The following is a 13,740-nucleotide window of genomic DNA, read 5'->3' on the forward strand; positions in this document are numbered from 1 at the left end:
CTCCATTGAAAGTCTACGCTTGCGTGCTTTCTCTTCGATTTAAATAAACTCTTAACAATAACGATATCATGGGGAATGTTAGAACGGTTTGGCCCCATACATAAGAGGGCAGATTCGAGACTTGGATGATTCTCCCATTCCGCCTAATCCAGGTCATCTTGCCAATCAAATGCTCCATTGCAACAGCTTCATCATGCGCTAAATTCGTATCTCCTTTACAAAGATAATGCAATTGTTGGTTCCTAGTAACAAACCGGCAGAATCGATGAGCGATTAAGTTTCCATTTGGTGTATGAAATAGGATGATATCGCCTTTCTTCAGGGTTGCAGCTTGCGTGGAAACAAAACGGCAAATATCCCCTTTCTTGATAAAAGGATACATACTCGTTCCCCTGGCTGGAAGCTCGATCCATCCTTTTTTATCAATTACATGTGTCATCATCTGTACAGATTCCTTATGAAACGGCATGTTGAACCAAGCCGCGTCCGATCATATCGTTCAAGAACGCTTCAATATCTTCTTCAACCGTCTCGTAGACGAATTCATACTCCTTCCGAACTGCTTCGCTGATGGAGCTTACCGTCTGAGCTGTGCCAAGCAATGACCAGCAAAATCCGCCCACACCATTTAACTTAGTTAAGGTATATTCATCTGTGTTCAAAATAATCCATTCCAAATCAAGTTTAATAGATTCATAATCATTCATCCGAAGGTACTGGGTCATCACGAAATCAACTCCCAAAATGTATCGTTTTTTTGAAAATGCAGCTCGTTAACTGAGACCGCGTTGACAACATGCTGCAGCAATTGAAGTATTCTCCCTGTTTCTTCAGAGCTATGAGACCAATAAAAAACTTTATCTATAAGGTGAAGAAATCCATTCGACTTGCTAAGCGTAACGATGTGATTATCAATCGCCTGGTTCAATAAATAAATGCCTGCTAACGGACTTGTTTCTTCAGTGCCTGTTCTGTCTAGTTCACTTCGAAAAGGTGAGTTAAACACTGTAATCTGATCAGAGGTGATTTTTACAACTGTTGCTTCATCGGATAGAAGCTCGCGGGGATGTGATAACCTAGCGGCGGTAGACTTGCCTGCTCCTGAGTGACCTGCAAACAGGTATGCTTTCCCCTTATCGATCACGCAAGATGAATGAATTAATAGTCCCCACTGATAATAAATCAGATAAGAGCTGTATAAATTCATCAATGCATGCTTTAATGCCAATTCATTATGTACAGAGATTTTAGCGTAGCGATACTCCAAATCCGTCTCAATTAAGTAATCAGCCCTGTTGAAAGAAATGGTATCCGCTTCTTTTGTAATCGCCACGTTATAATCAACAAAAGGAGTCCCATATCCCTCAGTCAGTTGAATGAAGAGATCAGGTTTAACCTTAGTTGAATTTGCGGCCGGGAAGTTCCTTTGAATCCAGTTCATAATCGTCTCTGAATGGCTTTGCATTTGAATATAATGCTCGCCAATTATCGTATAAATGCGTTCCATTATGCATCCCCTCGGGACAATTTAAATATGAGGTCAATAGCAATCTACCATTGACCTCCTTGAGTAAACTTACTTGTTCTTACCGTTTCCGCCTCCGTTACCATTATGCGGCCCGGTGTACGGAGGGTTCGGATAATTAATGCCGCCATTCCCTGTACCCGGGTGATTCAGGTTACCGTGGCCTTTATTCCAGCTTTGAGCCGTCTCAAAACGAACTGGTTGTTGACTTAAAACCATAGGGCGCGCATACAATTTTTGTTCCCTCTTCATATTTTCTTCCATCGTTTCACTCTCCTATCTTTTCAAAGTTTGGATAAGTCGTCTTGCTTCCCCGAAGGGTGTATCAATAATTTCGTATATACGAAGATATACCGTAGTTTCAAATCGATCTAAATCGAAATTAATGGTCTGTGTTCCGCTAACCAACTTGTTCTCGCCAGTAAACGAAAGGACCTTCGTTACCATAATTCTATTTTTGGCATCGGCCAATTCGAGCCTCATCTTGGAGAAGCTTTGATCGACGACGACTTCATCCTGAAGCTTGATATTGAAATCCAAATTCAGCTTATACGAGTAGGGTAAACTTCCCGATGCCATATTATAGTTGGCCCCTGTCGACCAATCATTCAAAGTAACTTGAAAAGGGTAGAAGGCAAGGGACTTATCGCTTGTCTCCTCCATAACCTTCGTTTTGAAGGCAGCAAGCGGAATGTTGTAAGGCTCAACACTCTTCGTATCCAAAATCTGCATGGCCAGCTGCTCACCTGTTTCCGTGCTCGGTATGACAAAAGAATAGTAAATGACATAACTTATATTCGGAATAAGCGTTTCTACCAGCGTACTTTGTCTAGTACCTAGGTATTTATTACCACTTTTGCTCGACAACTCCGCCTGGAATTGAGGAACCTGCAATGGGTTTTCGCTATGATTGAGCAGCTTGAACTTAGCGACTGCTGCTTTAAAGCCCCCGCCAGCGCTTTCATGCAATTGCAAATCCACCATGGATACATCTACTTCAGGTCGAATCAACTTATATAACGGATCAAACTTAATTGGCTTATTCCATTCGTACTCCACTAATTGATTCAAGAAGCGCAGATTACTGGTAGCTCCCGGCAATGCAATCGTTAATCTACCTATTAAATAATTGTTGTGCGTCTTGTCATCAACCGCAAAGTCTTCGGGCGTTAGGATGGATAAGCTCTTCAGATCCATTGTATTCCTAACTGGAATGGCATAGTGGACATAATGCTGCTCACCTGGTTCAAGTAACAGCTTATCTTGTTCCAACCTTTTGCCGGTATAAACCTTTTTGTCTGATACTCCGTTTATTCGAAAATCGGGTATCATTGTTTTCTTATCTCCCTTATTCGTTGCAAGCAAACCTACAATCGTCATGGGGCCCTCTGGTGTATTCTGTTCATTAAGGCTAACCGGTTTGTATTCTACCGGGCTCGATAACACTGGAATCGTAAACGTATCTTCCCATTTCTTCGTCGTTGCTGGATCAGAAAGGACGGCCTTCTCCCCTTTCCATTCTATGGCTGATACCGGAATAGATATGATTCTCTTTTCTTGTTTGGGATAGACGAATTCATCCACATCCAACCACGAAAGCTCGGTCAATGAAAAAACGTCATAACGATCGACTACATTCATATAACTAAGCTCGGCAGTTTCTTTGGGTTGAATATTTTTGACATTAGCTTGACTAGGACGCATGATATATTCCAAGCCTTCTTGTGTCTTGACGCGAACCTCATATTCCGGGACCCCGGTCAAGCGATCTCCATTGTTAAATATGCGTACAACAGCGGCAATTCTTGTTCCTTCTGAGGTTGATTCATTTAAAATGCTTTTAACTTCCACCTTGATTGAATCGGTAAGTTGATAGCTAGTCAGACTCGTTGACTGCGTATATTTCTCATCTGCCAATGCATGAAAGGACGCAGATGGAATCACTAGAGAGACGGATAAGATGAACATGACCATCGTATGTTTCCAATTTATTTTCAATTCAAGTCACTCCATTTTTCATTATTGCTCTTCAATAGCCGTCATTTGGACTTTTTCTTTGTCTCTTAACTGATTAGGATTGGATTTAACGACCAATTCCCCTTCTTTGACACCTGAAAGCACTTCTTGATTAGGTTCATTTAGCCTGCCAAGTTGTACGCTGCGCTTCTCGACCATATCGCCCGATAGTACGAATACGAAGGCATCATCACCCTCTTTAACGATACTATACGTCGGAACAGTAGGAACGATTTGGTCTTTTTCCTCTGTCATTTGAATCCTTAGCTTCATGCCAGGCTTCAGGGTCAAATCTTTGTTAGGCACTTCTAAGTTGATTTCATAAGCTTTCGTTTGCGGGTCGATCACTTTGGAAAGATAACTAATTTTCCCTTTATACATCTGCTTAGTTCCTGCTATGTAGTAGGACAGCTCTGTCTTACCACTTAAGTGTCTCGTTTCTTCTTCCGATAGCTGAGCTTTAATTTTAATCGGGTCCAGTCTCTGAATGACACCGATGGTAGCACCCGGCTGCAGGCTCATCCAGCCCTCTAACGGCATCTCCGATAACAAGCCGCTCACAGGGGCTTTTACTTCAAGATTTTTCACGGTTTGATCTATCTGCTGTAAGGTAACTCGAGCATTTTTGAGCTGTGATTCCAACTCAGAAGTGGCATCAATCGGTTCCAAAGCGCTCAGTTTCTGCTTGAGCTGATCCAGATCCATGCGGGCATTCATCATTTGGTTTTCCATCTGATACAACTGGGCTTTCGTAACCAGACCAATATCGTAGTCGTTCTTCATTTTATTGTAGTTCCGCAGCAAGGTCGTCATGCCTAGCTCCATTTTTTGAATGGCGTTACTCATTTCCAGCTTCTGGCTTTCCATTTCTTTTTTTGCTCTAATTTTTGCTTTTTCGATGGCTTCCTGGGCCGCTTTGACAGCAGCATCCGCTGCTTCTCGCTGGGCTGAGACCTCGCTTGACTTCAGTTTGACAATGACGTCTCCTTCTTGCACCATATCTCCGCGCTTCTTCAGGATTTGATCAACGTCCCCAGCCATCTTAGCTACGACGTCGAATTGAACGGAGGATTGAACTTCAGCCGCACGCTCGAGCGGATCTCCAATTTTTTGATTTATGACCTTAAATACTTTAACATTCTTTAACGCCTGTTCCTGAGATACAGAATTAGCATCCGGATTTAACGGAGCTGTATCTGAGCATCCGGCCAGAATTCCAATGCTCAGTGTCAAGATGCAGGCGGTTCTCACGACTCGCCGATGCGGCTTTCGTCTTTTTTGTCTCATTAGCTATAAACTCGCTCCCCTTACTTGCAATTTTTTACAGACAAAGGTTACAGATAAGTTTCCGCATGATGGTCTTTTATTTCGTTCATAACCACCCCAATCAGCTTGGCTTTCGCGAGCATAAGCTCCTCTTTCACCTTTTTGGCTGCGCCACGTTTCACCTTGCCATATTCCACAATGAGAAGCACCCCGTCGCACTTGGTCGCCATTATTTTCGCGTCAGTTAACGTTAAGACCGATGGTGTATCCACAATGACCATGTCGTATCTGGTTCTCAATTCTGCTAAGAGATCATCCATCGATTTCGATGCTAATAAACTGGACGGATTCTGCTGCACAGGCCCTGTGGTCAAAATAGACAGATTTTCAATGATTGTTTCCCGTATGATCCCGTCCAATGCGTTCCGATTAACCAAATAATTCGTCAATCCAATACCATTATCTTCACCAAATGCAAGATGGATGGATGGATTTCGTAAATCCGCATCAAGCAGAATCACTTTTTTTCCGATCTGAGCATAAGCCACCGCCAAATTAACAGCAGTCGTCGTTTTCCCTTCACCACGGCCCGACGAAGTAATCGTAATCGTCTTCGCCTCGCGTCCGAAGACGGAGCATTCGATATTAAATCTTAAAGAACGATAAGCTTCTGAGGTGGAGGAATCCGGATGAATTTGCATCATAATCGCAGAATTATTGGATGGTTTTGGCATATGACGGTTCCCCTGCTTTTTTTCTAGATTTATTTTTTTGCTTAGTTCGCAATACTTTGTTTTTCACTTTTGGTATGTACCCTAATGTCGACACTTCAAATACCTGACGAATGTCTTCATCTGATTTTAACGTATCGTCTAATGCATCTAGCAGGAAGGTAAGCCCTATCATTACAGCTAAGGAGGCTACAAAGCTTAAAATGAGGTACTGATTTGATTTTTGGTTGATAGGTGTAGGATTGTCCTGTACTTTGGCTCTATTTAATATGGTGATATTATCAACTTTCATAATCTTGGGAATTTCGGATTGAAAGACATCCGAAACGGCGTTCGCTATTCTCGCTGCTCTTTCTTGGGAAAAATGCCGTACAACGATCGACATGACTTGCGTTTCATTGAGATTAGAAACATTGACGATTGAAATTAGTTGGTCTGTGGATACATTTAAATCGGGGTATCGTTGAACGACTTTATCCATAATAGCTGGGGTTCTAATGATTTCCTTATAGGTATTAATGAGAGACATGTTAACCCCGATCGCTCCATAATCGATTTGCTCTGTACCTGATTGATCCTGTTCAAAGGTTTTATTGACGATCAACTTGGTCGAAGCCTGGTAAATGGGCTGATAATTGGATGAGGTATACATAGCTGTTAGAATAGTCGTCACCAATACGACTAAAACGATGAGCCACAAACGTTTTTTTATAATCATTAAATATTCTTTAAAATTAATCTCCATGATTCCCCTCCGTAGGAAGTCTACTTTTGCACTCTGTAGCAAACCATTCATACTTTGATACTATTTGTATCATGATTATAGTACTACTTTAAGATACTTTTTGTATCATGTCAATACAATATTTGCTGTTTAGGTTCCAAATTGTATCAGATAAAATCCTCATAAAAAAAGAGAAGAATTCCTGTTTCAGGAGTCTTCTCTTGGATCTTTAACTCATCCCTATTGTCGTAATTCTACTTGAATCACTCGTTCGGTTCGAAAGGGTTAGAGCCTGCTGCAGAAGCATCGCAAGCAGCTTCCGCATCGAGCCTATACCAATTTTGCTCATAATATTAGCCAGATGAATTTTCACAGTTTTCTCACTGATGTAACAACTTTCAGCTATCTCACGGTTGGTGTATCCATGGGTAACAAGTAGAGATAGAATTTCCGATTCACGCTGCGTAAGGCCGTAATTCGCAAAAAACTGATGAAAAACCAGCTCTGGTTCCTTGGTTAGCTCCACATTTACGTAACTTTCATGTTCCGTAATCAACCTATTTGTCATCCGATAACTTCCTTTATATATATGTCTAATTGATTGTCAAACGATCTCATATTACAACTTCACTTATATGGATATGTCTTTCTCGACTTAGATCAAGAAATGACTCGTCAATCTTAACAAGCGGGTTCGTATCATCCGTAGGATTAATATAAATAACTTCTCCCCAACGTCCGTCGGTTAGCTTGACTGTCCTGCCGATCAAATTTTGTATGATATTGGTAAGAAATACAGATACAATGTGAGGATCCAATTCTCCGAAAAACCCTTTCCTCATCCGACTTACAACCTCGTAAAAGGGCATCATTTCGTGATAAGGCCTCTTCGATGACATCGCGTGAAAAACATCGGCAACAGCAACAATTCGGCTCATTCGATCCAACTGGCTATCCTTTAATTGCAATGGGTATCCAGTGCCATCTGCCCGCTCATGATGCTGTAGGGCAACTAAAGCCACTCTGTAGTTAATCCCTACCGTTTCCTTAAGCATGTTATAGCCTAGAATCGTATGCCGCTTTATTTCGTCGTACTCTTCTGAGGTTAATTTCCCCGGCTTCAATAGAATCTCTTGTGAAATCTTGATCTTACCAACATCATGCATCGTAGCTGCCAGTGATAATAACGCCACTTCATTGTCAGCCAAATTTAACCATTTACCAATCAGCGTTGAGAGTATGCCTACACCAATATTGTGCTGATGCGTATACTCGTCTTTCGCTTTGACAGCCTGAAACAATTGAAATAAATCGGGGTTCTCCGCAGCCTGCTGAACGATAGGAATCAAATCATTCTTGATTTCCAGCAGCGGAATCTTCTTCTGCGATTGAATACGCTCGAATAAGTCCTTGGCATATTGGGAAGCTTTTTGGACAAGAAGCTCTGAAGAATCTGGTGGGGATACTGAATCAAGCTTATGCTCATGCATGGTTGTTGTAATGATACCCATAAAGTCAATGCGATGCTGCCGAAACAAATCCAAATGCTCTTGATTGAGAACCGATTGACTAGGTACTAAGACAAGTCCATGGCTTGTTGTCACATCGTATTTCAACATCTTACCCAATAGTTCTCTCAATAAAGCTCGCTCCAATTATTTCAAAATATAACCAATTTCAATTATATACGACAAAATTAGTACAATCTATGGGTCGAAATCCCATATTTTATTGGAAGATGTAGGATAAATCTCCTATTCCATTCCTCGAAACCGTCAAAAGTAGGACTATTGGTCTGCTTTTTATGTTCAATTGAAGCCATCTCCACATCGTGACATCCGTCTACCCTGCTGCATATAGTAAGTATCGACTAATCCGCTTCTACCTAAGGAGGAAATTGCGCAATGGCTTCAAATAACAAACAAGATGAGCTTCGTGAATTGGAAACTGAATTAACTCAGCCTGAAACTACGGAACAGTTCTCCCCTGCTTCTTACCCACAAACTGCACCATATCCATACGGCTATGCTGTACCGCATGCTTACGCTTGGGTACCAGCTTATGATCCGCGCGGCTTAGGCGGCATGTTCGGACTTCCGGGTTTCCCGGGCCAACCGGGTCAGCCTGGATTTCCCGGATCCGGCATGTCTCCTGGATTTCCCGGGCAGCCTGGATTTCCCGGGCAGCCTGGTTTTCCTGGGCAACCTGGCTTTCCAGGTCAACCCGGCTTCCCTGGCCAACCTGGCTTTCCCGGCCAACCTGGCTTCCCTGGCCAACCTGGCTTTCCTGGCCAACCCGGCTTCCCGGGCCAACCCGGCTTCCCTGGCCAACAGCAAGGAGGAGAGCAAGCCCCCACTTCCGCGCCTCCAGCTTATACACCGCAGAAGCCGTTTAAAGCGGAAGGTGTCTCCGCTTATGCCGTAGACCCGGGTGGTATTCGCCGCTGCTTGTTTAATTTCACCTATGTCTGGCTCAGCAACGGTCAACAGTTCTGGTATTACCCTATTTTTGTCGGACGCAATTCGATCGCAGGCTTCCGTTGGACTGGGTTCTCTTGGATGTATTTCGGTATCGATTTGCGCTTCATTGACTCATTTACTTGTTAAAATAGTGCAAAAAGAAAAACCCTGAGCCACTTTTTCATGTAGCGAGTTAGCTAGAAATAAATAAGCAAGCTCAGTTTGCTTATTGACTCTATTATCGAAGCATCTCGTCATATTAGACCAAAGTGCGTGCTTATTAGCTGTTAAACGTTACTTTCAGAGCGTATTAGTTAGGAATAAGCACACCTAGCTTGCCTATGTAATCATAACAGGGACTATTAAGACAAATAAGCATCTTCAGTTGCCTTACTCACTTCATGGACCATAAATTCCTATATGTAAATAAAGAAGGCTGCCATTCTCATCAAGAGAATGATAGCCTTCTTTTCTTCAACCCTCCTGCCAAGCAAAGCGATATCCGATCCCAGGCTCCGTAAGGATATACTTCGGTCTTGTCGGGTCCTCTTCAATCTTTTTCCTCAGATGACCGACATACACTCTCAAGTATTGGCTGTCTGATTCATATTGCTGACCGCCCCAAACTTGTTTGAGCAGTTGTTTATGAGTCATTACTCGTCCAGCATTTAAAGCAAGTACTTTCAACAAATCGTATTCGGTCGGTGTTAATTTGAGTTTCTCCTCATTTAACTCTACACTACGCTGAGATAAATCAATAACTAAATGACCCAGTTTCAACACTGGTTCATCTTGCGTCTTGGCGATATGCCGTAAGGCAACTCGCATGCGGGCCATAAATTCGCCCATACCAAACGGCTTCGTTACATAATCGTCAGCGCCGCGATCCAAAGCAGCGACTTTATCTTGTTCCTGGTCTTGAGCCGTAAGAATAATGATGGGCACCTGCGACCACTCACGGATATGCGCCAGTACTTCCATGCCCGTCATATCAGGCAGTCCTAGATCTAAGACAATTAAATCAGGGCGCACCATCGTAGCCTGCAGCAAGCCTTCTTGTCCGGTGGAAGCTTCAGCTGCTTCAAAGCCGTGTGCGGTTAGAGTGACGCGCAATAATTTTCGAATTTGTGGTTCATCATCAATGATTAAGATCTTCGCCCCTGTGGTTGTCATTCCCATCCCCATCTTTCTCAGCGAATTGTAAAGGCAAGCTTATCCGAATAGCGGTTCCTCGATTCCCATTCATCATAGCTGCAATATGGCCGCCATGTGCTTCCACAATGCTTTTGCAGATCGCAAGCCCTAGCCCTGTTCCAGGGATATGTTTGGTTAAATGGCCTCTATAAAATTTCTCAAATACCCGCTCCAAATCAGCTGAAGCAATGCCTGCACCCTCATCCTTGATGGTCAAATCAAGCATGTCTTGATTATGATCCGCTTCAATCATAATTTCACTTCCATCAGGCGAATACTTAATGGCATTACTAATCACATTAATCAACACCTGTTCAATAAGAACCTCATCCATAGGCACCGATGGAAGATCTGGCGCAAGATGTATGTTTACTTTTCTGTGCAGCAAAGCGTCATTCAATTGCGTAAGCGCAACTCCTACAATATCCTCTACCCCACACCACTGTTTATTTAAACGCAGCATGCCGCTCTCAATCCGAACCATACCCAGTAAATTGCCTACTAACCGGTTCATGCGGGTAGCTCCCTCACGTGTCGTAAGCAATAACTCTCGTCGATCTTCAGGACTGAAGACGTCTTCCCCTTCTAGAAGTCCGGTTACTGAACCGATGATGGTTGCCAGAGGCGTTCGCAATTCGTGTGAAAGCGAGTCCAGCAGCGCTGTACGCAGCTTCTCTGATTCCGCGGTTAACTGCGCCACCTTGGCTTCATTCGCGAGTTTAACGCGAGATATCGCAACGGCTGCAAGATCCGAGAGTGCTTCGATGATCCGAATAAGTTCCGACATGTCTGACAGATTTCTATCGCCAACATGAACAGCAAGCACGCCATGGACCTGCTGATCCGTAGCTAAAGGGACATGCAGATCCGATGATTCCCCCAATGTAAGAGTCCCTCGACCCGCAATGGAATTATGCTTGTTCACCCATGCGGCGATAGACAGGTGGGATTCATCATAGGCCCAATCTCTATCATCCTTAGAGTAGGCTTCCAACTGCTGTTCACCCAACTGGTTGGGTAAAATGATTGCAGCCTTAGCATCAATCGTATCTGAAACATGCTGAACAATCTGATTAAGTAGTACATCTAAGTCTGAAATAGCGGTAATCTTACGACTTAGCGCATACAGAGCAGCCGTACTCGCTTCTCTCTGTTGAGCATGATGAATTTGACTCCGCAGTTTAGAAGCTAAGTTTGCCGTAAGGGCTGCAACAGATAAGAATACTACAAAAGAGATTAAATAACGCAAGTCTTCAACTGTAAGACTAAAAATGGGCGGCACAAAAAAGAAATCAAACGCCAAAACCCCCATTCCCGCAGCAAAAAAGGAAGGTCCCTTCCCCCATCGCACTGCGCTCAAAAGAACGGGAAATAAATAGAGAAGCGCAATGTTAACTACATCCAGAAAAAGACCAAAAGCTCGCAGAAATATGGTTAATATGGCAATAAAAATTGCGATAATAAAATAAGATTTCCAGCTACCAAATTCATTTGTTTTATTTACCATGTTTTCATTTTACCCTATTTCCAGAAGTTTGCCACATCTCATAATCGGCAACAATCAGCACATCCATTGTACTAGCAAGCGGCACAAGCTTTTTGACAATAGCGTCTTTCCACACAATAATTTGAGTCGCTCCCGCCTCACGTGCTTTGGAAGCAAACACCTGCGGAATTTGGTTGCGGTTAGCCACCTCTTGATACGAAAATTCGCCTCCGAGCCTATTGGTCAACCTCTCTAATGACTCTAGCTTCTGCTTCCACTCCTCTGCGCTTCCTATCGCAATAAAGCTTACATGCCAAATTGCTTTAAGCCGATGCGCAATCCGAAAACCGCGACGAATTAAACGATCAGCTTGTGAGATTTCCGTGACACACACGTAAATCACTTCTTTTCTTCGCCATGGGCCACGAAGTGAGCTCTTGCGCTCCATAGATTCTAGACGTTCATCTACATCATCGGCGATTTCGCGAAGCGCGAGTTCCCGTAAAGCGATTAGATTCCCTGTTTTAAAGAAATTGTTCAAAGCTTGATCTACCTTTACCATCGTATAAATCTTACCTTCTCTCATCCGAAGCTGTAAGGCCTCAGGGGCAACATCGACTAACTGCACTTCATCCGCCATACGAAGAATACTATCGGGAACCGTTTCTCTAACCCGAATACCCGTAATTTGTTCTACGGCATCATTTAAGCTCTCCAAGTGCTGCACATTAACGGTTGCAATGACCGATATACCCGCTTCCAGAATTTCCAGCACATCTTCATACCGTTTTTTATGCTTACTGCTGGGTACATTCGAATGGGCCAATTCATCAACCAAAACCACTTCAGGTCGAAGACGTATGATACCTTCGGTATCCATTTCCTCCAGATTTACACCTTGATACTTAATTTCTGCCCTGGGTGTGACTTCGAGTTCGCCAATCTGTGCGACCGTCTCTTTTCTTCCATGGGTTTCAAGTAAGCCAATCTTCACATCAATCCCCTTTTTGAGCAGATCGTTGCCTTCCCGCAGCATCGTATACGTTTTGCCGACTCCAGGGGCAGCTCCAATATAGACTTTAAATCTCCCGCGTTTGATTTTTTCGATTTTCTCCTCTACTTCTTGTTTGCTCAAACGCTTATATTTGTAAGATTCCTTCTGCGAGTGGATATGGGCAGGCAAAATTCGCTCACCCTCCTGAGAAGCACGATCAGCAATCAAGAACACATCGATATTTTTAGTTCTTTTTAACACGCCATTGATGACCGATCCTTGTATAAAAGTTTGCCATTGGGTTTGCTTAGAATGACCTAACACAATGCGGGTTACATGATGAGCTATCGCATAGTCCACCAATATTTGAGGGATGCTGCGACGGTTCCGAAAAGGCAGTTCTTCAAATTTGCCGCCTACTTTTTGGACAAGCTTCATAATGGACCTGCGAAAAGCGGCCGCTTCTTTGGTGAGCGGTTTATTGAAATTACGCAGCGTAACCACATGAAGATCACCATTCAATCGTTTAGCGATCTGTTGTCCTCTGCGCACATAAATAGAACCGTTCCAATGATACTGCGTCGTAACAAGGATGCGCTCTGTCGCTCCAGATGGACCCAGAATCCCCATTTGTTCGCGATGTTCTTCCAAAGAATCATTAACATCCTCAGCAACAAGACGAAGAGCCAGTTCTCGCAGCACGCCCAAATTACCGCGTTTGAATAAAGCCGTATCTTTATTCCCCTTTAAATGGCCTTCTTCCAATCGATTTAATATCGTTTCCGGCGTCGCGTCGATTAATCGAACCTCATCAGCGAGTTCCAACGTATCCGAGGGAACACAGTGTCCCACCTCAACACCTGTTAGTTTATGAGCAACCTCCATCGCCTCTTCCAGCTCATACACATTCACCGTGGTAATTACACTAATATCATTTGAAATTAAAAACTTGATATCGTCTAACCGTGACGGAAACCGTGCGCCTTCTCGATTACAATGGGCTAGCCCATCTACAAGGACGACCTCCGGGTTTCTTTCGATTAACGCATCCAAATTGAGATCTTTTTGCTCTATACCGTTCTTGATCCAATGAATGCTCGGGACCCTTTCCAGATCCCCCAATTGTTCCACGGTTTCCGGTCTTTGGAGCGTCGATACAGCGCAAATAACCACATCGATCCCTTGCTGCTTAAGGTTCTGCCCTTCGCGAAGCATGTGATAGGTTTTACCTGAGCCACTGACTGCGCCGATATATATTTTTAAGGTGCCGCGGTGCAGTCTAGAGATGGATAATAGAATTTCTTCCGGTGTTTTTCTTTTGAAACCATCCAAATGGCAACATTCT

14 protein-coding genes are annotated in these 13,740 nt (G+C 43.4%); 1 reads left to right on the forward strand and 13 read right to left on the reverse strand.

Translation table 11 applies throughout. The features are described 5' to 3' along the window. Positions 1–13 precede the first annotated feature (13 nt). From AC58U0_RS00250 to AC58U0_RS00295, 10 genes are all read right to left on the reverse strand, one after another. Positions 14–442, reverse strand: a complete 429-nt coding sequence (locus tag AC58U0_RS00250; RefSeq protein ID WP_497377017.1) for a signal peptidase I — start codon at positions 440–442, stop codon at positions 14–16. A 13-nt stretch (positions 443–455) separates the two neighbouring features. Further along, on the reverse strand, positions 456–725 hold the full coding sequence (locus AC58U0_RS00255) for a PqqD family protein (RefSeq protein WP_497377663.1): 270 nt from the start codon (positions 723–725) through the stop codon (positions 456–458). Continuing rightward, positions 725–1,507: a hypothetical protein gene (locus AC58U0_RS00260; protein WP_497377018.1), complete on the reverse strand. Its 783-nt coding sequence runs from the start codon at positions 1,505–1,507 to the stop codon at positions 725–727. Before AC58U0_RS00260 ends, AC58U0_RS00255 begins: the two co-directional genes overlap by 1 nt. Positions 1,508–1,576: 69 nt before the next feature. Next, positions 1,577–1,789 carry a hypothetical protein gene (locus AC58U0_RS00265; protein ID WP_497377019.1) on the reverse strand — a complete coding sequence of 71 codons (213 nt, stop codon included), beginning with the start codon at positions 1,787–1,789 and terminating at the stop codon, positions 1,577–1,579. Positions 1,790–1,801: 12 nt separating this feature from the next. Beyond that, on the reverse strand, positions 1,802–3,523 hold the full coding sequence (locus tag AC58U0_RS00270) for a hypothetical protein (protein ID WP_497377020.1): 1,722 nt from the start codon (positions 3,521–3,523) through the stop codon (positions 1,802–1,804). 21 nt (positions 3,524–3,544) lie between these two features. Continuing rightward, the gene (locus AC58U0_RS00275) at positions 3,545–4,828 is read right to left on the reverse strand and encodes an efflux RND transporter periplasmic adaptor subunit (RefSeq protein WP_497377021.1); all 1,284 of its coding nucleotides are present in this window, start codon (positions 4,826–4,828) and stop codon (positions 3,545–3,547) included. Positions 4,829–4,875: 47 nt separating this feature from the next. Beyond that, complete coding sequence (locus tag AC58U0_RS00280) at positions 4,876–5,541, reverse strand: CpsD/CapB family tyrosine-protein kinase (RefSeq protein ID WP_057304995.1); 666 nt, start codon at positions 5,539–5,541, stop codon at positions 4,876–4,878. Next, on the reverse strand, positions 5,522–6,283 hold the full coding sequence (locus AC58U0_RS00285) for a YveK family protein (protein ID WP_497377022.1): 762 nt from the start codon (positions 6,281–6,283) through the stop codon (positions 5,522–5,524). The genes AC58U0_RS00280 and AC58U0_RS00285 overlap by 20 nt, the downstream gene beginning before the upstream one ends. A gap of 208 nt (positions 6,284–6,491) precedes the next feature. Then, on the reverse strand, positions 6,492–6,830 hold the full coding sequence (locus AC58U0_RS00290; protein WP_497377023.1) for a helix-turn-helix domain-containing protein: 339 nt from the start codon (positions 6,828–6,830) through the stop codon (positions 6,492–6,494). A 46-nt stretch (positions 6,831–6,876) separates the two neighbouring features. Next, the gene (locus tag AC58U0_RS00295; protein WP_497377024.1) at positions 6,877–7,902 is read right to left on the reverse strand and encodes an HD-GYP domain-containing protein; all 1,026 of its coding nucleotides are present in this window, start codon (positions 7,900–7,902) and stop codon (positions 6,877–6,879) included. A 504-nt stretch (positions 7,903–8,406) separates the two neighbouring features. On the opposite strand from AC58U0_RS00295, the gene AC58U0_RS00300 reads away from it, so the two are divergent. Further along, positions 8,407–8,868: a collagen-like triple helix repeat-containing protein gene (locus tag AC58U0_RS00300; RefSeq protein WP_497377664.1), complete on the forward strand. Its 462-nt coding sequence runs from the start codon at positions 8,407–8,409 to the stop codon at positions 8,866–8,868. 327 nt (positions 8,869–9,195) lie between these two features. On the opposite strand, the gene AC58U0_RS00305 is transcribed toward AC58U0_RS00300, so the two are convergent. Genes AC58U0_RS00305 through AC58U0_RS00315 form a run of 3 tightly spaced genes read right to left on the reverse strand, consistent with a single transcriptional unit; the run spans position 9,196 to position 13,727 of the window. Next, positions 9,196–9,894 (reverse strand): response regulator, encoded by a 699-nt coding sequence (locus AC58U0_RS00305; protein WP_497377025.1) that lies wholly within the window; start codon positions 9,892–9,894, stop codon positions 9,196–9,198. Then, entirely contained in the window at positions 9,860–11,422 is a 1,563-nt protein-coding gene (locus tag AC58U0_RS00310; RefSeq protein ID WP_497377026.1) for an ATP-binding protein, read from the reverse strand. The genes AC58U0_RS00305 and AC58U0_RS00310 overlap by 35 nt, the downstream gene beginning before the upstream one ends. Before the next feature lie 4 nt (positions 11,423–11,426). After that, positions 11,427–13,727 carry a histidine kinase gene (locus tag AC58U0_RS00315; protein WP_497377027.1) on the reverse strand — a complete coding sequence of 767 codons (2,301 nt, stop codon included), beginning with the start codon at positions 13,725–13,727 and terminating at the stop codon, positions 11,427–11,429. Positions 13,728–13,740: the final 13 nt, after the last annotated feature.

Source organism: Paenibacillus sp. J31P190 (assembly GCF_059692075.1).

What these genes read in the sequence shown, in the direction of transcription:
- AC58U0_RS00255 (WP_497377663.1), bottom strand. Translation starts at nt 725, where the DNA reads ATGACCCAGTACCTTCGGATGAATGATTATGAATCTATTAAACTTGAT.
- AC58U0_RS00280 (WP_057304995.1), bottom strand. Translation starts at nt 5,541, where the DNA reads ATGCCAAAACCATCCAATAATTCTGCGATTATGATGCAAATTCATCCG.
- AC58U0_RS00305 (WP_497377025.1), bottom strand. Translation starts at nt 9,894, where the DNA reads ATGACAACCACAGGGGCGAAGATCTTAATCATTGATGATGAACCACAA.
- AC58U0_RS00250 (WP_497377017.1), bottom strand. Translation starts at nt 442, where the DNA reads ATGATGACACATGTAATTGATAAAAAAGGATGGATCGAGCTTCCAGCC.
- AC58U0_RS00285 (WP_497377022.1), bottom strand. Translation starts at nt 6,283, where the DNA reads ATGGAGATTAATTTTAAAGAATATTTAATGATTATAAAAAAACGTTTG.
- AC58U0_RS00300 (WP_497377664.1), top strand. Translation starts at nt 8,407, where the DNA reads ATGTCTCCTGGATTTCCCGGGCAGCCTGGATTTCCCGGGCAGCCTGGT.
- AC58U0_RS00260 (WP_497377018.1), bottom strand. Translation starts at nt 1,507, where the DNA reads ATGGAACGCATTTATACGATAATTGGCGAGCATTATATTCAAATGCAA.
- AC58U0_RS00265 (WP_497377019.1), bottom strand. Translation starts at nt 1,789, where the DNA reads ATGGAAGAAAATATGAAGAGGGAACAAAAATTGTATGCGCGCCCTATG.
- AC58U0_RS00310 (WP_497377026.1), bottom strand. Translation starts at nt 11,422, where the DNA reads ATGGTAAATAAAACAAATGAATTTGGTAGCTGGAAATCTTATTTTATT.
- AC58U0_RS00275 (WP_497377021.1), bottom strand. Translation starts at nt 4,828, where the DNA reads ATGAGACAAAAAAGACGAAAGCCGCATCGGCGAGTCGTGAGAACCGCC.
- AC58U0_RS00290 (WP_497377023.1), bottom strand. Translation starts at nt 6,830, where the DNA reads ATGACAAATAGGTTGATTACGGAACATGAAAGTTACGTAAATGTGGAG.